This window comes from Gammaproteobacteria bacterium (assembly GCA_040183005.1).
Taxonomy (GTDB): domain Bacteria; phylum Pseudomonadota; class Gammaproteobacteria.
The window spans coordinates 220,429-241,882 of the sequence record JAMPIW010000004.1 but is presented as its reverse complement, the minus strand read 5'-3'; the positions used below and the strand labels follow the sequence as shown (position 1 = coordinate 241,882).

Sequence of the window (21,454 nt, the reverse complement as noted above, 5' to 3'; positions counted from 1 at the left end):
CAACATCATAAAAATCTATTTTGATGCATTCCCACCGAGACAATCTCGCCAAGCCTTTCGACTTAACCGGGCCGATCATTATACATTGCTTCGTATATTGGTGAGCCCTTTTTTATCTCGGCCCTTCCGGCCTCTTGCTGCATCGCCGTTAGGAGTTGCGCATTATACGCAGGTCTCACGGGGCGTCAACACCCTTGACTGAAATGTTTTTGAAATATTTGGCATTGCTTTAAAATTTATAACAATTTACAAACGGTTAGGACAGAATCACCTACGACCCACTAGCCAATCATAACCTTGGCGATGCGGCGCTTGCCCACTTGCACTATGTACGGACCGCCGATCTCGACAATAAGGCCGCGATTCTCGATGCGCTCGCCATCGATGCGTACTGCGCCCTGCTGGATCATACGCAGGGATTCCGACGTGCTGGCGGTCAATCCGGCATCCTTTAACATCTGGGCTACCGGCAACCCGGCGTCCTGATGAGCGGACAGACGCACTTCCGTCATATCTTCCGGGACTTCACCCTTGCGGAAGCGCGCCACGAAGTTTTCGTGGGCTTGCCCGGCGCTGGGAGCTCCATGGAAGCGCCCGACAATCTCCATGGCCAGCCGTACCTTTATATCCCGCGGGTTGAGGCCTTCACTTGCCTCGCGCCGCCAGGCGGCTAGGGTCGTCGCGGACTCAAAACTCAATAACTCCAGGTAGCGCCACATTAAGTCGTCTGAAATGGACATAAGCTTGCCGAACATCTCATCAGCGGGCTCGGTGATTCCTATATAGTTGCCGAGGGATTTGGACATTTTCTGCACACCGTCCAACCCTTCCAGGATCGGCATGGTCAATACCACCTGGGGAGACTGACCATAGTGTTTCTGGAGTTCGCGCCCGACCAGCAGGTTGAACTTCTGGTCCGTGCCGCCCAGCTCGACGTCGGCGCGCATTGCCACTGAGTCATACCCTTGGATCAGCGGGTAAAGGAACTCGTGGATGGCAATGGGCTGCCCGCCGGTATAGCGCTTGTGAAAGTCGTCACGCTCGAGCATCCGCGCAACAGTGTGCTTGGCGGCAAGCTGGATCAGATCCTCGGCGCGCATGGCATTCATCCAGCTGGAGTTGAACATCACCAGAGTCTGCTCCGGATCAAGGATCTTATATATCTGCTGCTCGTAGGTGCGCGCGTTGTCGATCACTTCGTCGCGTGACAAGGGCTTGCGCGTTACGTTCTTGCCGGTGGGGTCGCCGATCATGCCGGTGAAGTCGCCAATCAGAAACAGGATCTCATGCCCCAAATCCTGAAAGTGGCGCAGCTTGTTAAGCAATACCGTGTGCCCAAGGTGCAGATCAGGCGCGGTGGGGTCGAAACCAGCCTTGATGCGCAAAGGTCTGCCTGTCTTCAGCTTCTCCACCAGCTCATGTTCCACCAGAATTTCTTGCGCCCCTCGCCTGATCAGATCAAGCGCTTCTGTCACGGATGCCATGCAATACCCCTTAAAAATTTTCAACACTATATATAGAATACAATAAAACGGTGATGCCAAAAGCATGGCTCCGCATATATCTTGGGCTGCCGATCAGGGACTGGATGCTCTATGATGTTGATCCTTTGGATTATTTAGGCTATGGTTAGGATCCAAGCCGGTCATCCGGCTACAATAGACTATAATTTTTAGGCAAACCGACCGATAATGTCAGGTATGACGTTCAATAAATATATATATGGCCCGCTCCTGATGGCTGGTGTGGGTATGTTGCTCCTGGCGACTGGCTTTGCGCCGGACAATACTGCAACCCGGCCGTTGCCCCAGGCAACGACGGCCGAACCCTCGTCACAGGCACCCGCCACGACACCGGCGCAAGACGCAGCTCCACGCGGATTGGCCCAGACTCTTGCAGACAAGTGGTATTCCATCGAAATCAAGCGAGGCGACAAGCTTACTACTGTTTTTGAGCAAATCGGGGTGGGCGTGCATCAGGCGCAAAAAATCCTTGCGCTGGGCGGTGAGACTTCAGCCCTCGCTCGCCTTGATCCGGGTGACAAATTGAAGATCAAGGTGGGCGCGGAAGGGCGTTTGCAGGAGTTGCTCTATGACATCAACCCTGCGCGTACACTGCATATTGTAAAAGAAGGGCCTGTGAGCGACTTCCAGACCAATACCGTTGAACATCCCCAGGAGCGGCGTATTGCGCGCGCGTCCGGCACGGTAGGCCGCTCGTTGCCGCTTGCGGGGAAAAAGGCAGGGTTGCCCGGCAACTTAGCAAAGGAGCTGCCTGCTATCTTTGCTTCTGCGGCTGATGTCCGTCGCGGTGACCGGTTTGCCGTGCTCTATGAAGAGTTCTATGCTCAGGGCGAAAAGGTGCGGAATGGCGCCATCCTGGCCGCAGAACTTATCAATGGTGGCGATACGTTTCGTGCGGTGCGTTTTACTGATGGTAAGGGGCGATCCAGTTATTACACGCCGGAAGGCAAGAGGATACGCAAGTCATTCCTCAGCATGCCCGTGGAATCCGCCCATATCAGTTCCGGCTTCAGTCTTGGGCGGCTGCACCCGATCCTGAACAAGATCCGCGCCCACAACGGGATCGATTATGCCGCGCCCGTCGGGACCCCAGTGAAGGCTGCGAGCGACGGCACAGTGGCATTTATTGGCAACAAGGCCGGCTACGGTAAAACGGTTATCCTGCAACACGGCAAGCAATATTCAACGCTCTATGCACACCTGTCCCGCTATCCCACGGATCTGACATTGGGCGCGCAGGTAGAACAAGGGCGGGTCATCGGCTATGTGGGGCAATCAGGACTGGCGACCGGCCCCCATCTGCACTATGAATTCCGCGTGAACGATGTTTACCGCAATCCGCTCACGGCAAGCATCGCGCGCGTCGAGTCCATCGAAAAACGGTATAAGGCGGATTTCGCCCGGCAGGCGCAAGAGTTGACGGCACAGCTCGAGTCATTCAAACACACAGTCACTGCTAGTAGCCGCTGATTTCATGGCGCTGTTCGTCGGCCTCATGTCGGGAACCAGTATGGATGCGGTTGATGCGACGCTGGTGGATCTGGCGGACGATAATGTAAACATACTGGCAAGTGCGGGACTGGCCATTCAGCCAGCGCTACGCAGCGCATTGCTGGACCTGTGTCACAGCGCCGCCAGCACTCTGGAGCAAGTGGCACGGCTCGACGTGGAGATGGGCCGCCTGTTCGTCGCCGCGGTACAAACCCTACTAGACGGCGCGGGCATCGACCCCGCCCAAGTCACCGCTATCGGCAGCCACGGACAGACCGTATACCATCAGCCCTTGGGCGCCAGCCCCACCAGTGTACAGCTCGGCGATCCCAATCTGATCGCTGAGCTGACCGGCATCACCACTGTGGCCGATTTCCGCCGCCGCGACATCGCTGCAGGCGGGCAAGGCGCGCCGCTGGTGCCCGCCTTTCACCGCGCGGTGTTTCATTCCTCCGAGAAAGAGCGGGTAGTGCTGAACATCGGCGGCATCGCCAACATCACAGTCCTGCCGCGTGATTCTGGGCAACCCGTTATCGGTTTTGATACCGGCCCTGGCAATGCGTTGATGGATGCCTGGGCCATGGAACACCTGATGACGCCGCGCGACGATGATGGGCGCTGGTCCGCCAGCGGGACTATCAATGAATCGCTGCTTGCCGCGTTGCTGGATGACCCTTATTTTGCACTCCCTCCCCCAAAAAGCACGGGGCGCGAATACTTCCATCTCGACTGGTTGCGCACGGTGTTACGGCGTAGCGGAACGGAAACCCTTGAGCCGCAGGACATTCAGGCCACGCTGTGCGAGCTGACTGCCGCCAGTATCACCCTGGCGATTGCTGCCTTTGCGCCGGATGCCCAGCAGGTGTTGGTCTGTGGCGGCGGCGTGCATAATCCCACGCTGGTACAGCGCTTGCGCTCGTTAGCTAAGGGTTGTGAGGTGGTCTCGACTGCGACTTTCGGCATCGACCCCGATTGGGTAGAAGCTATTGCCTTTGCCTGGCTTGCGAAGCAGACGCTGGAGAACAAGCCGGGCAACCTGCCGTCGGTTACGGGAGCGCGGCGGGCGGTGGTGCTGGGCGGGGTTTATCGAGCGTAAGCCTAAACTGCTATTGGCGTCGTCGCTCAAGCCGGTTGGCTCCAGGTTTTTTTAACTTTTCTCCCACCCTCACCCCGACCCTCTCCCGCCTTGCGGGGAGAGGAAGTGAAATACATAGTTGATTGGATATCCCGAGACTTATCTTGAAGACCCCAACCAAACGTAAAACCGGCCAGTTACGCATCATCGGCGGGGAGTGGCGCGGTAGAAGGCTCGTCTTCCCCGAGATTGAGGGCTTGCGGCCCACCCCGGACCGGGTGCGTGAAACGCTGTTTAACTGGCTGCGCGATGTTATACCCAGCGCACGCTGCCTGGATTTGTTCGCGGGCAGCGGTGCACTCAGCCTCGAAGCCCTGTCGCGCGGCGCCGTCCTGGCCGTCATGGTAGATCAGGATGCCCACGCCGTGCGTCAGTTGCGCGAACATATTGATACTCTGCACGCGCACGGCGCCCAAGCGGTACAGGCTGGCGCGCTCTCTTATCTGCAAGGCGCGCCGCAGCCGTTCGACGTGGTATTTCTTGATCCTCCTTATGCGCACTACGAACTGTTGGCCTCCTGCTGCGAACGCCTGGACTCCGGCGGCTGGCTTGCGCCGCGCGCCTGGATCTACCTCGAAACAGAAAGTGCGCGCGGCGTGCCGCCCCTGCCTCACAACTGGCGGGTGGTGCGCAGCAAACAGGCGGGGCAGGTGGGATATCATCTGGTTGAGCGGCATGGTTAGTACTCTGTTTCATAAATACAGGCACATAAAACGGCGTCTTTTGGCTCAGGGCGGCGTTGCTCGTCGTTGCCATAAGAACGAGCTATGGCGCCTCCTCGTGCCTTGCCCTGAGCCAAAATCGATCCGTTTTATTTGTGTCCGTATTTATGAAACAGAGCACTAAACTCCTACGCGCTTTCCTCTTAAAGCTGTCGCTACGGTTTTTTTCCCTGTTGCCACTGCGTGTTGCACATGCGCTTGGAGCGCTGATCGGCGGATGGGCTGCACTATCGTCGAACAAATTGCGCCGCATCACACGTATCAATGTCGATCTGTGTTTTCCCGAGTGGGATGAGCGGGATCGTGCGCGTCTGGTGCGCCGCAGCCTGGTGGAAACGGGCAAGACCTTCACTGAAACCGGCGCGCTGTGGCTGTGGAACGAGCGCAGGGTGTTGTCGCTGGTCACTCAAATCAGCGGTGAGCATTTAGTAAAACATGCGCTTGCGCAAGGCAGGGGCATGATTCTGGCCGTGCCGCATCTCGGCGCGTGGGAAGCAGTCGGGCTGTATTGCTCGGCGCACTACCCTATCACCAGCCTCTACCGCCCGCCGCGCATGGGAGAGCTGGACGGCATGATCCGCCATGCGCGGCAGCGTTTGGGCGCCACGCTGGTGCCTACCGATGCGGGTGGCGTCCGTGCGCTGTACAAGGCGCTGGAAAAGGGCGAGATGATGGGCGTCCTGCCGGATCAGGAGCCCGGCGCAGGCAACGGCATCTTCGCCCCTTTTTTCGGCATGCCGGCCTACACCATGGTGCTGCTGTCACGGCTGGCGATGAAAACCAAGGCGGCCGTGGTGTTCGCCTATGCCGAACGGTTGCCGCGCGGCGCAGGCTATCACCTGCATTTTCTGCCCGCGCCACAGGCTATAAATGATGGTCCGCTGGAAGACTCTGTACGTTGCGTCAACTCAGTGACCGAAGAGTGCGTGCGCGCGCTGCCGGAGCAATATCAATGGAGCTACAAGCGCTTCCGCACCCGTCCCGAGGGAGAGTCAGCGTATTAATCTAAAAAAGCGGTTAACCACAGAGGCGTCAGCCATCGCTTATTAAGTCTACATCAGGCAGGTTTTGGTAAACCTCCATATAGGTCTGACATTTTTCCAGCACGGACACTACGCAATCTAATGGTGCGGGCCAGATTTCGGGAAGATCTGCCTCCAGCCTGGAATTCAACTGGAACGCCAATTGTTCGGTGGGAGGGGTAAACTGCGCATGGACACCATTCTTGTTGCCACGCGCATCCATGCGATACCAGCCGTGCTCAGGAAGATAAACCGCATTCAGGCCATGAAGACAATAGGGTGCGCCTTCCCCTTCCAGGCTCAGCCTCTGATAGCAGAAGCCTGCGGGTATGCCATTCGCCCTAAGCAGGGCGCCGAGCAGATGGCTTTTTGCGTAGCAATAGCCCGTTCCATGGAGCAGCACATCCGAGGCCTTGCAGGTGACGGGATTTAATTTGTAGTCGTAGCTGTGCTTGATGTTATCCCTCACCCATTCAAAGCAGCTTCCGGCAACATCCGCGCTTGACGCGCGCCCTTCCGCAAGCGTTGCGGCAAGCTCGCGTATGGCGGAGTGATTCCAGTCGATGATGCGTGTCTCTGCCAGGTATTTTTCCATGCTTACGCTTTAGCCATTTTCGGCAGATCCCCGCTCAGCCCCATGGCATGACGCACGATCAGATTCTTGACGGGCGTGGCGGCGTTGGCGAGGTTCAATCCTGCGTTGCGCAGCAGTCGCAACGGCGCAAGGTTGTTGCCGAACAGACGCTTGAAACCATCCATCGCCGCCATCATGGCAAGGTTGTCGCCTTTGCGGCAGCGCTCATAGCGGCGCAGCGTGGTGGGGGAGCTGATGTCTTTGCCTGCACGGTGCGCGTCAAGCACCACCTCGGCGAGCGTGGCGGCATCGAGCAGACCAAGGTTGACGCCTTGGCCTGCGAGCGGGTGGATAGTGTGCGCGGCGTCACCGATCAAGGCCAAGCGCGGGGCGGTATAGGCCGTGGCGTGTTGCAGACGCAACGGAAACGCGGCGCGCGGGCCAGGGCTTGCGATCATTCGCCCCAATTTGCCGGCAAAGGCCTGTTCCAACTCGGCCAGGAATTGCGCCTCGGACATGGCCAGTAACGCATCGGCCTGTTCCGGCGCGGTAGACCAGACTATGGAGCAGCGGCCATCGCACAGTGGCAGAAAGGCTAATGGGCCGGCGGGAAGGAAGCGCTGCCATGCAGTCTCGCAGTGCGAAAGTTCCGTCTTGACAGTGGTGACCAACGCCTTCTGCGCGTATGCCCAGCCGCGCGTGGCAATCCCCGCCTGCCGCCGCACCTTCGATTCCGCGCCGTCCGCCCCGACCAACAGCCGTGCCTTGATGTTGCGGCCATCGTCAAGCTGTAGACACACACTCTCAGGGCCAACAGTAAACGCCGACAGGCTCGCCGGATTGATCAGTTCGACAGCATCGAAGCCGCGCATTCGATCCAGAAGAGCACGTTGAATGACGCGGTTTTCGATGATGTGGCCGAGGGTGTCCTCTCCGATTTCGGCGCTATCGAAGTGGATCTCGCCTTCAATGCCGAGCGGGCCGCCCGCATCCCATACGTGCATTTCACGGAACGGGCTGACGCGCCGCGCGGCCATGCCGTGCCACGCACCCAGCGTGGTGAAGATGCGCTGCGAGGCGCGCGTGATGGCGGAGACGCGCAGATCGAAATCGTCTTGCAGTGCGAAGTCGCGTGGCAACGGCTGCGCCTCAAGCACTGCCACGCGCAAGCCGCTGGCCCCCAGCGCGCAGGCCAGCGTGGCGCCCACCATGCCGGCACCGGCGATGACGACATCATAATCAACCATTGCACCGGTCATCGTATACCAAGTTGCTCTATCACTGCCGCCAACCGTTCAAGACGCTGCATCGGGCTGTTGATCTGCAGCAGATATTGCTTTTGCGCAAGCCCCAGGGGCAGCAGCTCCGCCAATCGGCAACCCACCCAGCCAGCATCAGCGTATTTCTTGGGGATGGCGGTATAGTGGTGGCCGATCTGCTCGATCATCTGGCGCAGCAGATCCACCAGCGGCAGGTATTCCGCTGGAATATCCGCTTCCGGTTCGTTGGGGATTAACTCCACCTCGGCCATGGTAAGTTGATTGGGCTGCACCTCCTCGGACAGAATACGGAAGCGCTGCTGGCCGCAGGCGGTGATGGCGAGCAGGCCGTCATGGCCCATGTGCCAATAGGTAATCATCGTCAGCGTGCCGATATCGTACGTTGTTGCAGCGCGACCCACCTCGTTGCCGCTACGGATCAAGCATACTCCGAAGCCGCTGCTCTGCCGGAGACAGGCACTGACCATATCCAGATAACGCGGCTCGAAGATACGCAGCGGCAGCGGTCCGCCGGGATAGAGCACCGTGTGCAGTGGAAACAGCGGGATACGTAATTCATCAGTCATGGGCTTCTTCTTCCCCCCAGCGCGGAATCAGCGTGTGTTCGATATTGAGGTGATCCAAAATACGCGCCACAACAAAATCCACCAGATCTTCGACGCGCTGCGGGCGATAATAAAACCCGGGATTGGCGGGCATAATTGTAACCCCGAGCCGCGCCAAGCCCAGCATATTTTCCAGATGTATGACTGAGAGCGGCATTTCGCGCGGCACAAGGATCAGCTTGCGCTGCTCCTTGATCATCACATCGGCGGCGCGCTCCAGCAGGTTATTACTGGCGCCATGGGCGATGGCCGACAGCGTGCCACTGGTGCAGGGACACACCACCATCGCCTGCGGCGCGCTGGTGCCGCTGGCCACCGGGGCGGTCCACTGATCCTTGCCGAACACGCGCAACTGGCCGGGCTTCGCCGCAAAATGCGCAGACAGCACTTCCTGCATCTCGTTAGGCCGCCCCGGCAGCTTCAGATCCGTCTCCATGGCGATCACTACCTGCCCCGGCGCCGACACCATCAGATACACCTGCCGGTCGGCCCGCAACATACATTCCAACAGGCGCAGCCCATAGGCCGCACCGGAGGCGCCGGTCATTGCCAGGGCTATCGCATTACGGCTCATCTGGCTTGCAAGGCCTCAATCAATTGGGTGTGTATCCCACCGAAACCGCCATTGCTCATGATTAGCACCTGATCGCCCGGCCGCGCCAGCCGTGCCACATGCGCCACGATGGCGGGCACGGTGTCGAATACTGCGGCACGCGGACCGATGCTTGCTGCAACTGCTGCCACATCCCAGCCGATATCAGCGGGCTGATACAGAATCACTTCATCGGCCAGTGCCAGTGACGGGGCGAGCGTCTGTTGATGCACGCCCATGCGCATGGTGTTGGAGCGCGGTTCCAGCACGGCGATGATGCGCGCCGCACCTACCCGTTTGCGCAGCCCCTCCAGCGTGGTGGCAATCGCCGTGGGGTGATGCGCGAAGTCATCGTATACCGTCACGCCATCCACCACCGCGCGCTGTTCCATGCGGCGCTTCACCCCTCGAAATTCCGCCAGCGCCGCCACGGCATGCTGCGGCATCACGCCGGCATGGCGCGCTGCGGCAATGGCCGCCAGGGCATTGTGCATATTATGCCGCCCGAGCAGTGGCCAGACGACCCGCCCGACGCGATCATCGCCCCAATATACATCAAATTCGCCACCGTCCACCGCCTCGTTGCGGGCGCTCCAGCCCGGTGTGTTTTCAGTTTCGTCACCGAAATATTCCACTGGCGTCCAGCACCCCTGTTCCAGCACATCGGCCAGATTGTCATCCTGAGCGGGGGCAATGATCAGCCCATTACCCGGCACGATGCGCACTAGGTGGTGAAACTGCCGCTTGATCGCCGCAAGATCAGGGAAAATGTCGGCGTGATCGAACTCCAGATTATTCATGATCAAGGTGCGTGGACGGTAGTGGACGAATTTTGAACGCTTGTCGAAAAACGCCGAGTCATATTCATCCGCCTCCACTACAAAAAACGGCGCGTCGCCCAACCGCGCCGAGATGTCGAAGTTGCACGGCACGCCGCCGATCAAAAAACCTGGCGCGAGTCCCGCATATTCAAGTATCCACGCAAGCATGGTGCTGGTGGTGGTCTTGCCGTGCGTGCCCGCCACCGCCAGCACCCAGCGGTCACGGTCGCTCCCGGCATCCTGCCTCCCGCGACACTCGTACTTCCCTGTACATCGCAGCACATGCTCGGACAAAAATGCCGCGCCGGAGGTGTAATTCAGACCGCGATTGAGCACATATTCCACTGCCGCATTGCCACGCGACAGGGCATTGCCGATCACCACACAATCCGGCGCGGGATTGAGGTGGGAAGGATCATAGCCCTCCATCAACTCGATACCTTGCTCCGCCAGTTGCGTGCTCATCGGCGGATAGACATTGGCGTCCGAACCGCTGACGCGATAACCGAGCTGACGTGCCAGCACGGCGATGCCACCCATGAACGTGCCACAGATTCCCAAGATATGTATATGCATTTAAATACCGGAAAAAAACAGAATTTTGATAATACTCAGCGAAACATACATGTAAACCGTCGCCAACACCGCGCCCATGCCCAGATTGGTGGACAACGCATGACGCAGGATATGGCCGATCACCACCAGATTCCAGAAAAGCACCACCAGCAACAGCAGCGTGGGCAAGATCACCATGCTGCTCTCAGGGCCAAACTGCTTCTGCCAGACCATGAGAGGCAGGGCCACCACCTCCAGCACTGCGCCACTGCCCGCCAGCGCGGTGCAGGTTTGCACCCAGCGATGGGCGAACATTCTTGCCCACAGCAGAAAAAAGGACAACCCCGCGAGCAGCGCAGTATCCATGAATGCTGCCAGCAGCGCCTTGACCAACGACATCTGCACCACCGAAATTACAATGGAAAGCAGCGCGTACACCGCCAGTGTGGATACCAGCAAGGTGCGGGAGGTGGGCAGATCTTGTGGCGCGACGCGCAGTCGGCAGACATCAAAAAACATCGAAAGCAGTTTGTTCACTGTCTAACCCACATGGCTACACCGTTCAATTTATTATCTTAATCTTTACATGATACCCCCTCGCCGCCAAATCGAGTAGGGCAATCTTCCTATGAGGTCTGATCACGCGCCTTTGACCTTTCGCACGACATGCGGCAGCATAGCTTCTCACATGATCTATTCACAGACAGGCTCTAAATACCAGTTCCCCAAGCGTGACGGCAACCAGTTCCGCCTGTTGATCGACGGCGGTCAATTCTATCCTGCCATGCTCGACACCATCCGGTCGGCGCGCGCTTATGTCCTGATGGAGATCTATCTCTTCGAATCCGGCGCAGTTGCCGACCGGTTTATCGACGCCCTCATCACGGTCGCAGCGCGGGGTATCGCGGTATACCTGTTGCTCGATGATTTTGGGGCGAAAGGGCTGCTTAAGCAGGACCGGCTGCGGCTTGAACAGGGCAATATCCGCTTAAGCTATTACAACCCGGTACACTACCGCAGGCTGCACCACAACTTCTTTCGGGATCACCGCAAATTGCTGCTCGTCGATGGCGAAGTTGCATTTACCGGCGGGGCGGGGATCACCGACGACTTCGATCCGCCCCACAATCCAGCGCTGCGCTGGCGCGAAACCGTGATCGAGATCAGGGGTGCCATCGTTGCGGACTGGCAGACCCTGTTCGCGGAAAACTGGCGGCACTGCACAGACCTCATCCTGGCCTTGCCGCACGCCATGGCGCAACATGCCATGGCAAATCAGCGCGGACAGCTCACCATAGCCAACGGCGCGACCCACGCCGAGATCAAGCGTTCCCTGCTGAACAAGGCGCACAATGCCCGCCACACGCTCTGGATCACCACTGCGTATTTTGTGCCGTCCTGGAAGATCCGGCGCGCGCTGCGCGCAGCCGCCCTGCGCGGTGTCGATGTGCGGCTACTACTTCCCGGCGAACACACCGATCACCCCGCGATACGCCACGCCGGACGGCGCTTTTACTACAATCTGCTAAGCCACGGGGTACGCATTTTCGAATACCAGCCGCGCTTCACGCACGCCAAGGTATTGCTGTGCGATGACTGGGTTTCTATCGGCTCCAGCAATATAGACCGCTGGAATTTTCACTGGAATCTTGAGGCCAATCAAGAGGTGGAGGACACTCAGTTTGCAGCAGTGGTGCGGGCCATGTTCGACACCGATTTCACATCGAGCCGGGAATATCATCTCGATGAGTGGCGCACGCGTCCCTGGTATCGCCGTCTATTGGAGCGGTTCTGGGGCGGGGTGGATATCACGCTGGAGCGCCTGGGCAAACGCCACCATCTGTGAGCATGCCGTCACCAGCGATAACTGAACTGCACCACCGCATAAGGATTGTTGCTACTGAAAGGTTTGACCGTGCCACCCATCGCTGACCATTTGACATTCAGGTCACGCATATCCATATTCATACTGGCACCAGGATAAGCCAGCGTCATATTGACGGTAAAGCCATGTTGCGAGGTATTTATTTGGTTTGGATTGAAGTTTGCAAAATCGAAGCTGTCCCTGCGCATCCAGTACTTGGTTACAAACATGCGCGCTGCCGCCCATGGGTTCACGGAAGGCGGTGCCGCCACTTCTCTGTTATAAGAAGGCACTGGCATATGAGGGCACGACGGCACATCATATGTAACATTTGAGCAGTTAAATGACCCTATTGTTGGCTTGACAGGCATCATCCCGGCGACTTCATCCGCCATCGCACAGTTGGCGCAGAAAACCCCCAGACCAACGATCGTCAGCAGAATGCACTGGATAACACATCTGAAAGGCCACATTTTCCTACTCCCGGGACACAATAAGCATTGTGTGCGAGGATAGTGTCCGCTCATTGCATGAAGATTACTTTGACGTAGATCACAAAACGGGAATTTAAAGGCGCTACTCACCCAGGATGGGGGCATGCCATATTGGCATCGGTATTGCATTGCAATTTACGCATTAAATTCGTCAACATCATGACGAAAAACATTGCAGGCGAATGTGCGCCATATCGCATAAAATGAATGTAAACAAAAGCGGTTACCGGCACGCTCGTATTGCAGGACAATCTACTTCAGAGACCGAAGGTCAGGAGAATTAAACATGAATCCATTGGTGGATCTACAGAATTACGGACAAAGCCCCTGGTACGACAATATCCAGCGCGCCATGCTGCGCTCAGGGGAGCTGGAGCGCATGATCCGCGAAGACGGATTGAAAGGGGTCACATCCAACCCCACCATTTTCGAAAAGGCCATCAACGGCAGCAAGGATTATGATGACGCGCTGGCACATCTGCTCGAACAGAATCCCGCGCAGAACAGCCGTGACTTGTTCTACTCTCTGGCCATGGAAGATATCCAGCAAGCCGCCGACCTGCTGCGCCCCGTCTATGACAAGACCGGTGGCTGCGACGGCATGATCAGCCTTGAAGTATCGCCTGATTTGGCACACGACACCGCAAGCAGTGTCGCCGAAGCGCGCCGTCTTGCCGCGCGCGTGAACCGCCCCAACCTCATGATAAAGGTGCCCGCGACGCGCGAGGGCCTGCCTGCCGTTACCGCATTGATCGCCGACGGCATCAACGTCAACGTTACATTACTGTTTTCGGTGCTCCGCTACGAAGAAGTCATCGAAGCCTACATCTCGGGCCTGGAACAAGCACTACAGAACGGCAAGCCACTCAACCGCATCGCATCAGTCGCAAGCTTTTTTGTCAGCCGCGTTGACGCCCTGATTGACAAGCTGCTGGACGAAAAGATCAAAAGCGCCAGTCCGGAACAACAGGCGCCACTCAAAGAGGCGCAGGGTAAAGCCGCCATCGCCAACGCCAAAATCGCCTACCAATCGTATGAAAGGTTATTCTCAACCCCCCGTTTCGCCAAATTGCGCGAAGCCGGGGCGCACGCACAACGCCTGCTCTGGGCCAGCACCGGCGTCAAGAATCCGAATTACAGCGACGTGATGTATATCGACACCCTGATCGGCCCGGACACCGTAAACACCATCCCGCCAGCCACCTACAAGGCATTCAAGGAGCACGGCAAGGCGGCGTCAACATTGCAGGAGGGCGTGGCCGATGCACACGCCAGCATCACGCTCCTCACAAAACTCGGCATCGACATGGATGCCGTCACCCAGCAACTGGAAGACGAGGGCGTGGAATCTTTCATCAATTCCTTTAAGACGTTGCTGGGAGCCATTGAGGCTAAGGCGACCGCCATGGCCGGGCAGGCGCGCGCTATGGCTTGACTGGGGGGCGGGGGGATATTCCAAGTAAACTCCCTCTCCGTGCAGGCAGGGCTGGGCGAATAAACCCTCGCGCAGCCTCTTGGCTTCACGTTAGGCAGCCTGAAAAGAGCCGGTACTTTTCAATGCGGGAGCATCATGTCAGGTGCTAGAATGGAAGCATGGCACCGACCATTTTTCGTGAAGGCAGCTTTCGCTTCTTTTTCTTCTCCCGCGAAGAGACGAGAATGCATGTACACGTCTCGCACCCGGACGGCGAGGCAAAGTTCTGGCTAACCCCAGAGTTGGCTTTGGCAACGAGCATAGGTCTTTCATCGAAGCAGCTTCAGAAAGCCGAAAAGCTTGTTGTGGCTCATTTGGAGGAAATAATTCATGCCTGGAATACCCACTTCCCAAGCTGAAGTTACTCATGTCTCAAAGCATGGCCTCTGGCTGCTGTTGGACGACGAGGAACTATTTCTTGCGTTTACCGATTTTCCTTGGTTCAAAGCCGCAACTATTGATCAACTTTGCGAGATTGAGCGACCGACAGCAAACCATCTTTATTGGCCATCGCTAGACGTTGATCTAGCTGTTGAGTCCATCCGTAACCCATCGGCATTTCCACTGGTTGCTGCGGTGCGCGCCACTTAATTCACACGTTGGCGCTTCTGGACGATGGTATTCATTGGTCTGACATAGACGAAGACGGAACCTGGACCTGTTGCATGACTGTCATTTGCAGCTATAGCGCAACCGCCGTGCCTCTTGATTTTACGCTAGAACTTCCCCATGTGGTCCACACTAACCAAACAAATCTCAGCAACAACAAATTCCACATTCAAGCTGCGCCACCGTCATTCCGTTGGAAGCGGCTGCATCAACTCTGCCTATGTCATAGAGGGCGAAGACAGCAGAAAGTACTTTGTCAAACTCAATGACGCCTCCAAGGCCAGCATGTTTGAGGCGGAGGCGGCGGGGTTGCGGGAGATCGGCCAAACCCAAACCATCCTTGCACCCGAGCCTGTCTGCTGGGGCACGGCGGACGATGCCGCCTACCTTGTGCAGGAATATCTGGACCTGCGTGGCAGCGATTCCCCAACCAGCATGGAAAAACTAGGGCGTAAAATCGCACAGATGCATCGCGTCACCGCCACCACCGGGCAGTACGGCTGGCATACCAACAACACCATAGGCAGCACCCCTCAGATCAATACCCGCGCCGATAACTGGCCGGCGTTCTGGCGTGAACAGAGGCTCGGATTTCAATTGCAACTGGCGGCACGCCACGGTTATGGCGGCGCGTTGCAGCGCAAGGGCGAGCGGCTGCTCGCCGATATTCCCGCGTTCTTTGCGGCGTATACGCCTACACCTTCACTACTGCACGGTGATTTATGGTCTGGCAACTATGGCGTTCTTGCGTCCGGTGATCCGGTGATTTTTGACCCGGCGGTGTATTATGGCGACCGCGAAACCGACATGGCGATGACGGAACTGTTCGGAGGATTTTCCACGGCGTTTTATCATGCCTATAACGACGCCTATCCGCTGGACAGCGGCTATCGGATCCGCAAGACGCTCTATAACCTCTATCACATACTCAATCACTTGAATTTGTTCGGTGGCGCGTATTTATCGCAGGCAGAACGGATGATGGATGCGTTATTGAGTGAAATTCGCTAATCTTTCCCCATCGCACCAACAACTGGGAGCATCGTCATGGCTGAAAAAATCCACAAGTCCGATGATGAATGGCGGGCACAACTGACGCCGGAGCAATACCGCATTGCACGGCAGGGCGGCACCGAACCGGCGTTTAGCGGGGAACACTATGATCGCAAGGAAAAGGGTATTTATCGCTGCGTGTGCTGCGGTACGCCGCTCTTCAGCTCCGCGCAAAAATATGATTCCGGCAGCGGCTGGCCAAGTTTTTGGGAACCTATCAGCGGCACAGGGCTGGAAACTACGTCTGATTCCAGCTTTGGAATGAGACGAACGGAGGTGACGTGCGCCTCTTGTCAGGCGCACCTGGGGCATGTCTTCAACGACGGGCCGCCGCCTTCTGGGCTGCGTTACTGTATTAATTCTGCGGCGCTGGATTTTGATGCGGGGGGGAGTCCTGAAAAATCTGGGCAAAACAGGGCATAAAAACTGCGCCCAGCCTTCTGAGCAAAAAAATATTGTTGCACCTCTTGAGTTTTCCGGGAAACACCCGATATAACGTAGTGAGTGCGATTTAGTTTGCACTTTCCCGTCCCACCCCTCCCGGGACGGGGACCCCTATACCCGGTTTCCCCAAGCCGGGTACTTTTGCCCTGGCAGCTCCTTCTTTGGAAGCGCCGGGGCTTTTTTTATGGCTTTTTCAGCCACTCGTCAAGTTTGGCGTGCGCCTCTTCTATGCCCATTCCCTGCAAGGCCGAGAACAATTGGACCGTGGGCAGCAGTGTTTTATCATCCACATAATGCTTATTCAAGGTATTGCGAACCTGCTGTAACACCGCCCCCGCCGCACCCTTGCTGAGCTTGTCAGCCTTGGTAAGCAGGATATGGACGGGCCGTTGCGCGTGGCGGCATATCTCAAGCATTTGCCAGTCAAAATCGGTAAGGGGATGACGGATATCCATCATAATCACCAAACCGCTCAAGGACTCGCGGGCAACTAGGTACTGCTCCATTACTTTTTGCCAGTGCTGGCGTGTGGTGAGCGCGACCTTGGCATAGCCATAGCCGGGCAGATCAACCAGGCGGCGCGTTTCATCCAGCGTGAAGAAGTTGATCTGCTGGGTGCGCCCTGGCGTCTTGCTAACCCGTGCCAGTGCGCGCTGGTCGGTAATACGGTTGATGGCGCTGGATTTTCCGGCATTGGAGCGGCCGGCAAAGGCCACCTCGCTGCCGATGTCGGGTGGAAACTGGTCGGCGGTGTGGGCGCCGGTGGCGAATGCCGCGCGCCGGTAAAAGGGGTTCATAGGGCTGTTACCGGTGTGTGGGCGGCCACAGCGGCCACCTCTAATGTCGATGATGTTCGGATTACTTCTTACCGGGACCAAAGATGTAACGAGACAGGGTCGCCTCATCCTCACTGACACGTCGCACCAGGTGATCCAGGCTAATGATGGCGTGTTCGAGCAGGTTAACCGCGATGTAGGGGTGTTCCACGCGCAGGCGCTTATACTTGGCACGCGCGAGCCTCAGAAGCCGAGTGTCGTCGGTCATAGCGACGACGCGCAACAAGCGTGGCTCCCGGTCAAAGAACGACATTTCGCCCATCAACTCGCCTTCTTTCATGCGCCCCACTTCGACCACTTGGCTACCATCGTCGTGCAGCAGAGCAACTTCGCCGCCGACCACGAAATACAGCGCCTCGCCGACATCGCCGATATCGGCGATGACTGCGTCTTTCTCGTAGGCGACATACTCGGTGTATTCAAGCAGGGTCTCCACCTCCTTGACGGTAAGCGACGCGCACAGGTATTGCTGGTTCAGAAATTGGGTGAGATTGATTTTTTCTTTTGCGGACATGGGCAACACTCCTTGATCGGGACTGTCTATAGCATAGCAAATAATCGGGCGCTTGCTTTAGTGCTATGACTTGCATAGGCTAGCGGCCTGTACCGACTTGATTCAAATAAAAGGAAATAGGCATATGAAGTATATGACAAAATGGCTGTTGTTTCTGCTGTTTGTTCCGGCGCTGGCATCGGCGGGATTGTTTTCGCCCGCACTTGAAGAGGGGAAGTCCTACCAGGTGATCACCCCTGAACAACCTACGGTCAGCGGTGAAAAAGTTGAGGTGGTGGAGCTTTTTTCATATGCCTGCCCACACTGCTATCACTTTGAGCCAACTATCGAACGCTGGCTCAAGACCAAGCCGGAAAACGTCAAGTTCGTGCGCATGCCGGTGATATTCCGGGACGACTGGGCTGTTTATGCCAAGGCGTACTATGCCGCAGAGGCCTTGGGGGTTCTGGATAAAATCCATGGGCCGCTCTTCAGCGCCATTCATGCACAGAAACGCCGCTTGGGTGATGAGGCGGCGTTGATGGCCTTTTTTGCGGAACAGGGCGTCAGTAAGGCAGACTTCAAGAAAGTGTTCAATTCATTCGCCGTGGACAGCAAGGTGAGGCGCTCCAAGGAACTGACACGGCGTTACGGCATCAATTCCACACCTTCCATGGTAGTGAACGGCAAATACCGGGTTGATGGTCAGATGGCGGGCGGGCTAAACGACGGTTTATTGCAAATTGTTGATGGCCTAGTTGCTAAAAAATAGGTACAAAGTGCCGATATCTGGATGAACGCATTCCCTCTCCCCAACCCTCTCCCGCCTTGCGGGGAGAACGTAGTGAGGGGGCGAAGCCGGGCAACAATGGAATAACATGAAAGCAGCCGAACTATTTGTCAAATGCCTCGAAAACGAAGGAGTGGAGTATGTTTTCGGCATCCCCGGCGAGGAAAACCTGGCGGTGATGGATGCCTTGCTGGACTCCCCCATCACGTTCGTCACCACTCGTCATGAGCAGGGCGCGGCGTTCATGGCGGATGTCTATGGGCGGCTTACGCGGCGCGCGGGCGTGTGCCTGTCCACGCTCGGCCCCGGCGCGACGAACCTGATCACAGGCGTGGCGGACGCGAACATGGATCACGCGCCCGTGGTGGCGATTGCTGGGCAGGCGGGCACCAACCGCTTGCATAAGGAGTCCCACCAGGTACTCGATCTGCAAAAGATCTTTGATCCCATCACCAAATATTCCACCCGGTTGCTGACGCCCAACACCATCCCCGAGGTAGTGCGCAAGGCGTTCAAGCAGGCGCAGATGGAGAAATCCGGCGCGTCATTTATCGAGTTTCCGGAGAATCTTGCGGAGATGCCCATCGAGGCCACGCCACTGCGTTCGCAGTATCCAACGCCACCCGAACCACCTGCCGACCGGGTACGATACGCCGCTGAAATCATCTCCAATGCGCGCAACCCGATCATTCTGGCGGGCAACGGCGTGATACGCGCCCAAGCATCTACTCAGCTTGCAGCCTTTGCGGGCAAGCTCAATATCCCGGTCACCAACACCTTCATGGCCAAGGGCGTCATCCCCTTCAAGCACCCGATGGCACTGGGCAGCGCGGGCCTGCAGGCCCATGATTATGCAAATTTCGGCTTTGATGAGGCCGATGTCATCATCTGCGTGGGCTACGATCTCGTCGAGTATCACCCCTATCTGTGGCACCCGACATGCGACCGCAAGATCGTCCACATCGACATGTCACCTGCGGAAGTGGATGCGCACTACGTGGTGGAGGTCGGCGTAATCGGCGACATCAGGCACAGCCTGGATCGCATCGCGGAGCTTGCCGCGCCACATCAGGGTCATCGCCTGCGCCCGCTGCGCCAGGCGCTGATCGACGAGATGAAGGTGCATAGCGCGGATCAGGGCTTTCCTGTCAAGCCGCAAAAAATCATCTGGGATTTGCGTACCGCGCTGGGGCTGGAAGACATCGTGATCTGCGATGTCGGCGCGCACAAGATGTGGATGGCGCGCATGTTCCGCTGCGAGTATCCTAACACCTGCATCATCTCCAACGGTTTCGCCAGCATGGGCATTGCCGTGCCGGGCGCGATTGCCGCGAAGCTGGCCTACCCCAACCGCGCCGTGGTGGCGGTGACGGGCGACGCCGGATTCCTGATGAACTCGCAGGAAATCGAGACCGCGATGCGCATGAACACGCCGGTTGTGATCCTGATCTGGAATGACTGCGGTTACGGGCTGATCGAGTGGAAACAGATGAATACCTATGGCCGCGCGGCACATGTTAAATTCACCAACCCGGATTTCGTCAAATATGCCGATTCATTCGGCGCTAAAGGCTATCGCGTGCAGCACGCCGATGATTTACTACCGATCTTGAAAACGGCGCTGGCGGATAACACTGTAAGCATTATAGACTGCCCTGTCGATTACAGCGAAAACCTCAAACTCACCGAAAAATTGGGGGAAATGATCTTTCAGCTATGACTGCCGTCGCCCATACCGCCCATTCAATGTATCACCAGTTTAGTGCTAAACCGGCAGTGAAGACGCGCCTGCGCCTGTTGAGTTACAACATCCAGGCGGGTATTGCCTCAACCCGTCCCCACCATTATTTCACCCAAAGCTGGAAGCATGTGCTACCGCATTTGGGCAGCTTCGACAACCTGGATCGCATCGCGCATCTGGCGAGCGAGTATGACGTGGTTGCGCTGCAGGAGGTCGACGCCGGCAGTATGCGCAGTTATTTTGTAAATCAAATCGAATACCTGGCACGCCGAGGACGTTTTCCTTATTGGTACCACCAGACCAACCGCAATCTCGGCAAGTTCGCGCAGCACAGCAATGGCCTGCTGAGCAGAATTCAGCCCCGGGAAATCATCGAACACAAACTGCCCGGACTGATCCCCGGGCGCGGCCTGATGATGGTGCGCTATGGCAGTGATGACCACCCGCTGATTGTCTTGCTCGCCCATCTGGCACTCAGCAAGCGCGTGCGGTTGCAGCAGTTCGCATTCATCGGAGAAATCGCTAATCAATATGAACATGTGGTACTAATGGGCGATCTGAATTGCCAGCCACAAAGCAATGAAATGGAAACACTACTGGCAAATACCCGGCTATGCGAACCATTGGAGGCATTGCATACCTTCCCCAGCTGGCGCCCATTCCGCAATATTGATCACATCCTGGTCACGCCGACGCTGAAGGTATGTGACATGCGCGTATTGAGTCACGCGGTATCAGACCATTTGCCAATCGCGCTGGAAATCGCCGTACCCGAAGATGTCCATCTGGTCGGACAAGCGCACGCCCCCTAACCCATGCACGCCGACGAATATCCCCGCCTGGCACAGTTGATACATGCAAACCGCTGGGCCGCGCTGGCCACTCTGCATGAGAGTGCGCCGTTTGCTTCAATGGTTGCCTATGTACCCGAGGCGGATTTCAGCGGCTTTTTGCTGCACCTGAGCCGTTTGGCGCCGCACACCCGCAACCTGTTGGCGGATCCACGGGCATCGCTGGTTATCAGCGAACCCGATACCGGCAGCGATGATCCGCAAACGTTAGCGCGCGTCAGCATCCAGGGGACGGTGGTTGATCTCACGCGTGGCAGCGCTGAATACGCAAACGCGCGCGAGCGTTACCTTGAGCACTTGCCAGCGGCCGAGCAGCTATTCGGCTTTGGCGACTTCATGCTGTTCCGGCTGCTACCCCTGGAGGCACGCTACACCGGCGGCTTTGCCCGCGCCTACACGTTAAGCCGCGCACAGCTTGAGGCGGCGGCGCGGGGTCAGATCAACCTATAAAAAGCAAGTAGCCTGATGAGCGTTTTTGCGAAACC

Annotated in this window: 24 protein-coding genes; 14 read left to right on the top strand and 10 right to left on the bottom strand. The window is 57.3% G+C overall.

The window, feature by feature from the left end:
* Positions 1–281: 281 nt before the first annotated feature.
* Entirely contained in the window at positions 282–1,484 is a 1,203-nt protein-coding gene (tyrS, locus tag M3A44_05270) for a tyrosine--tRNA ligase (GenBank protein MEQ6341065.1), read from the bottom strand.
* Positions 1,485–1,700: 216 nt separating this feature from the next.
* On the opposite strand from tyrS, the gene M3A44_05265 reads away from it, so the two are divergent.
* From M3A44_05265 to M3A44_05250, 4 genes are all read left to right on the top strand, one after another.
* Positions 1,701–2,993, top strand: coding sequence for a peptidoglycan DD-metalloendopeptidase family protein (locus tag M3A44_05265; GenBank protein MEQ6341064.1), 1,293 nt, complete (start codon positions 1,701–1,703; stop codon positions 2,991–2,993).
* A gap of 4 nt (positions 2,994–2,997) precedes the next feature.
* Positions 2,998–4,110 (top strand): anhydro-N-acetylmuramic acid kinase, encoded by a 1,113-nt coding sequence (locus M3A44_05260; GenBank protein ID MEQ6341063.1) that lies wholly within the window; start codon positions 2,998–3,000, stop codon positions 4,108–4,110.
* A gap of 143 nt (positions 4,111–4,253) precedes the next feature.
* The gene (gene rsmD, locus M3A44_05255) at positions 4,254–4,832 is read left to right on the top strand and encodes a 16S rRNA (guanine(966)-N(2))-methyltransferase RsmD (GenBank protein MEQ6341062.1); all 579 of its coding nucleotides are present in this window, start codon (positions 4,254–4,256) and stop codon (positions 4,830–4,832) included.
* Between the two features lie 146 nt (positions 4,833–4,978).
* Positions 4,979–5,875, top strand: a complete 897-nt coding sequence (locus M3A44_05250) for a lysophospholipid acyltransferase family protein (protein ID MEQ6341061.1) — start codon at positions 4,979–4,981, stop codon at positions 5,873–5,875.
* A 28-nt stretch (positions 5,876–5,903) separates the two neighbouring features.
* Here the strand turns inward: M3A44_05250 and M3A44_05245 are convergent, their stop codons facing one another.
* Genes M3A44_05245 through M3A44_05220 form a run of 6 tightly spaced genes read right to left on the bottom strand, consistent with a single transcriptional unit; the run spans position 5,904 to position 10,857 of the window.
* Positions 5,904–6,488 (bottom strand): transglutaminase family protein, encoded by a 585-nt coding sequence (locus tag M3A44_05245; protein ID MEQ6341060.1) that lies wholly within the window; start codon positions 6,486–6,488, stop codon positions 5,904–5,906.
* A 2-nt stretch (positions 6,489–6,490) separates the two neighbouring features.
* The gene (locus M3A44_05240) at positions 6,491–7,726 is read right to left on the bottom strand and encodes a UbiH/UbiF/VisC/COQ6 family ubiquinone biosynthesis hydroxylase (protein MEQ6341059.1); all 1,236 of its coding nucleotides are present in this window, start codon (positions 7,724–7,726) and stop codon (positions 6,491–6,493) included.
* Positions 7,723–8,313, bottom strand: a complete 591-nt coding sequence (locus M3A44_05235; GenBank protein MEQ6341058.1) for an LON peptidase substrate-binding domain-containing protein — start codon at positions 8,311–8,313, stop codon at positions 7,723–7,725. The genes M3A44_05240 and M3A44_05235 overlap by 4 nt, the downstream gene beginning before the upstream one ends.
* Positions 8,306–8,926 (bottom strand): UbiX family flavin prenyltransferase, encoded by a 621-nt coding sequence (locus M3A44_05230; GenBank protein ID MEQ6341057.1) that lies wholly within the window; start codon positions 8,924–8,926, stop codon positions 8,306–8,308. Before M3A44_05230 ends, M3A44_05235 begins: the two co-directional genes overlap by 8 nt.
* A complete protein-coding gene (gene mpl, locus M3A44_05225) occupies positions 8,923–10,341 on the bottom strand; it encodes a UDP-N-acetylmuramate:L-alanyl-gamma-D-glutamyl-meso-diaminopimelate ligase (GenBank protein MEQ6341056.1) in 1,419 nt (472 codons plus the stop codon). The genes M3A44_05230 and mpl overlap by 4 nt, the downstream gene beginning before the upstream one ends.
* Positions 10,342–10,857: a hypothetical protein gene (locus tag M3A44_05220; protein MEQ6341055.1), complete on the bottom strand. Its 516-nt coding sequence runs from the start codon at positions 10,855–10,857 to the stop codon at positions 10,342–10,344. It lies immediately after the preceding gene.
* 151 nt (positions 10,858–11,008) lie between these two features.
* Here M3A44_05220 and M3A44_05215 point away from each other — a divergent pair, with 151 nt between their 5' ends.
* Positions 11,009–12,166 carry a phospholipase D-like domain-containing protein gene (locus M3A44_05215; protein MEQ6341054.1) on the top strand — a complete coding sequence of 386 codons (1,158 nt, stop codon included), beginning with the start codon at positions 11,009–11,011 and terminating at the stop codon, positions 12,164–12,166.
* An 8-nt stretch (positions 12,167–12,174) separates the two neighbouring features.
* On the opposite strand, the gene M3A44_05210 is transcribed toward M3A44_05215, so the two are convergent.
* The gene (locus M3A44_05210; GenBank protein ID MEQ6341053.1) at positions 12,175–12,657 is read right to left on the bottom strand and encodes a hypothetical protein; all 483 of its coding nucleotides are present in this window, start codon (positions 12,655–12,657) and stop codon (positions 12,175–12,177) included.
* A gap of 307 nt (positions 12,658–12,964) precedes the next feature.
* Between M3A44_05210 and tal the strand changes: the two genes are divergently transcribed.
* From tal to msrB, 5 genes are all read left to right on the top strand, one after another.
* A complete protein-coding gene (gene tal / locus M3A44_05205) occupies positions 12,965–14,113 on the top strand; it encodes a transaldolase (protein MEQ6341052.1) in 1,149 nt (382 codons plus the stop codon).
* Positions 14,114–14,271: 158 nt separating this feature from the next.
* Positions 14,272–14,511: a DUF4160 domain-containing protein gene (locus M3A44_05200; GenBank protein ID MEQ6341051.1), complete on the top strand. Its 240-nt coding sequence runs from the start codon at positions 14,272–14,274 to the stop codon at positions 14,509–14,511.
* The gene (locus tag M3A44_05195; protein MEQ6341050.1) at positions 14,483–14,743 is read left to right on the top strand and encodes a DUF2442 domain-containing protein; all 261 of its coding nucleotides are present in this window, start codon (positions 14,483–14,485) and stop codon (positions 14,741–14,743) included. Before M3A44_05200 ends, M3A44_05195 begins: the two co-directional genes overlap by 29 nt.
* A gap of 138 nt (positions 14,744–14,881) precedes the next feature.
* Complete coding sequence (locus M3A44_05190; GenBank protein ID MEQ6341049.1) at positions 14,882–15,772, top strand: fructosamine kinase family protein; 891 nt, start codon at positions 14,882–14,884, stop codon at positions 15,770–15,772.
* A gap of 36 nt (positions 15,773–15,808) precedes the next feature.
* Positions 15,809–16,237, top strand: coding sequence for a peptide-methionine (R)-S-oxide reductase MsrB (gene msrB / locus M3A44_05185; protein ID MEQ6341048.1), 429 nt, complete (start codon positions 15,809–15,811; stop codon positions 16,235–16,237).
* Positions 16,238–16,440: 203 nt separating this feature from the next.
* On the opposite strand, the gene yihA is transcribed toward msrB, so the two are convergent.
* Both yihA and M3A44_05175 read right to left on the bottom strand, forming a co-directional pair.
* Complete coding sequence (gene yihA / locus M3A44_05180; GenBank protein ID MEQ6341047.1) at positions 16,441–17,055, bottom strand: ribosome biogenesis GTP-binding protein YihA/YsxC; 615 nt, start codon at positions 17,053–17,055, stop codon at positions 16,441–16,443.
* 61 nt (positions 17,056–17,116) lie between these two features.
* Positions 17,117–17,608, bottom strand: coding sequence for a cyclic nucleotide-binding domain-containing protein (locus M3A44_05175; protein ID MEQ6341046.1), 492 nt, complete (start codon positions 17,606–17,608; stop codon positions 17,117–17,119).
* A gap of 124 nt (positions 17,609–17,732) precedes the next feature.
* On the opposite strand from M3A44_05175, the gene M3A44_05170 reads away from it, so the two are divergent.
* The 4 genes from M3A44_05170 to M3A44_05155 all read left to right on the top strand — a co-directional run bounded on the left by M3A44_05170 (position 17,733) and on the right by M3A44_05155 (position 21,419).
* Positions 17,733–18,359: a thiol:disulfide interchange protein DsbA/DsbL gene (locus M3A44_05170; GenBank protein MEQ6341045.1), complete on the top strand. Its 627-nt coding sequence runs from the start codon at positions 17,733–17,735 to the stop codon at positions 18,357–18,359.
* 106 nt (positions 18,360–18,465) lie between these two features.
* Entirely contained in the window at positions 18,466–20,097 is a 1,632-nt protein-coding gene (locus M3A44_05165; protein ID MEQ6341044.1) for an acetolactate synthase large subunit, read from the top strand.
* Positions 20,094–20,930: an endonuclease/exonuclease/phosphatase family protein gene (locus M3A44_05160; protein ID MEQ6341043.1), complete on the top strand. Its 837-nt coding sequence runs from the start codon at positions 20,094–20,096 to the stop codon at positions 20,928–20,930. The genes M3A44_05165 and M3A44_05160 overlap by 4 nt, the downstream gene beginning before the upstream one ends.
* A gap of 3 nt (positions 20,931–20,933) precedes the next feature.
* Positions 20,934–21,419, top strand: coding sequence for a CREG family protein (locus M3A44_05155; protein MEQ6341042.1), 486 nt, complete (start codon positions 20,934–20,936; stop codon positions 21,417–21,419).
* The last annotated feature ends 35 nt before the right edge of the window (positions 21,420–21,454 follow it).

What these genes read in the sequence shown, in the direction of transcription:
- tyrS (MEQ6341065.1), bottom strand. Translation starts at nt 1,484, where the DNA reads ATGGCATCCGTGACAGAAGCGCTTGATCTGATCAGGCGAGGGGCGCAA.
- M3A44_05265 (MEQ6341064.1), top strand. Translation starts at nt 1,701, where the DNA reads ATGACGTTCAATAAATATATATATGGCCCGCTCCTGATGGCTGGTGTG.
- M3A44_05260 (MEQ6341063.1), top strand. Translation starts at nt 2,998, where the DNA reads ATGGCGCTGTTCGTCGGCCTCATGTCGGGAACCAGTATGGATGCGGTT.
- M3A44_05250 (MEQ6341061.1), top strand. Translation starts at nt 4,979, where the DNA reads ATGAAACAGAGCACTAAACTCCTACGCGCTTTCCTCTTAAAGCTGTCG.
- M3A44_05245 (MEQ6341060.1), bottom strand. Translation starts at nt 6,488, where the DNA reads ATGGAAAAATACCTGGCAGAGACACGCATCATCGACTGGAATCACTCC.
- M3A44_05240 (MEQ6341059.1), bottom strand. Translation starts at nt 7,726, where the DNA reads ATGACCGGTGCAATGGTTGATTATGATGTCGTCATCGCCGGTGCCGGC.
- M3A44_05235 (MEQ6341058.1), bottom strand. Translation starts at nt 8,313, where the DNA reads ATGACTGATGAATTACGTATCCCGCTGTTTCCACTGCACACGGTGCTC.
- M3A44_05230 (MEQ6341057.1), bottom strand. Translation starts at nt 8,926, where the DNA reads ATGAGCCGTAATGCGATAGCCCTGGCAATGACCGGCGCCTCCGGTGCG.
- mpl (MEQ6341056.1), bottom strand. Translation starts at nt 10,341, where the DNA reads ATGCATATACATATCTTGGGAATCTGTGGCACGTTCATGGGTGGCATC.
- M3A44_05215 (MEQ6341054.1), top strand. Translation starts at nt 11,009, where the DNA reads ATGATCTATTCACAGACAGGCTCTAAATACCAGTTCCCCAAGCGTGAC.
- M3A44_05210 (MEQ6341053.1), bottom strand. Translation starts at nt 12,657, where the DNA reads ATGTGGCCTTTCAGATGTGTTATCCAGTGCATTCTGCTGACGATCGTT.
- tal (MEQ6341052.1), top strand. Translation starts at nt 12,965, where the DNA reads ATGAATCCATTGGTGGATCTACAGAATTACGGACAAAGCCCCTGGTAC.
- M3A44_05200 (MEQ6341051.1), top strand. Translation starts at nt 14,272, where the DNA reads ATGGCACCGACCATTTTTCGTGAAGGCAGCTTTCGCTTCTTTTTCTTC.
- M3A44_05195 (MEQ6341050.1), top strand. Translation starts at nt 14,483, where the DNA reads ATGCCTGGAATACCCACTTCCCAAGCTGAAGTTACTCATGTCTCAAAG.
- M3A44_05190 (MEQ6341049.1), top strand. Translation starts at nt 14,882, where the DNA reads ATGTGGTCCACACTAACCAAACAAATCTCAGCAACAACAAATTCCACA.
- msrB (MEQ6341048.1), top strand. Translation starts at nt 15,809, where the DNA reads ATGGCTGAAAAAATCCACAAGTCCGATGATGAATGGCGGGCACAACTG.
- yihA (MEQ6341047.1), bottom strand. Translation starts at nt 17,055, where the DNA reads ATGAACCCCTTTTACCGGCGCGCGGCATTCGCCACCGGCGCCCACACC.
- M3A44_05175 (MEQ6341046.1), bottom strand. Translation starts at nt 17,608, where the DNA reads ATGTCCGCAAAAGAAAAAATCAATCTCACCCAATTTCTGAACCAGCAA.
- M3A44_05170 (MEQ6341045.1), top strand. Translation starts at nt 17,733, where the DNA reads ATGAAGTATATGACAAAATGGCTGTTGTTTCTGCTGTTTGTTCCGGCG.
- M3A44_05165 (MEQ6341044.1), top strand. Translation starts at nt 18,466, where the DNA reads ATGAAAGCAGCCGAACTATTTGTCAAATGCCTCGAAAACGAAGGAGTG.
- M3A44_05160 (MEQ6341043.1), top strand. Translation starts at nt 20,094, where the DNA reads ATGACTGCCGTCGCCCATACCGCCCATTCAATGTATCACCAGTTTAGT.
- M3A44_05155 (MEQ6341042.1), top strand. Translation starts at nt 20,934, where the DNA reads ATGCACGCCGACGAATATCCCCGCCTGGCACAGTTGATACATGCAAAC.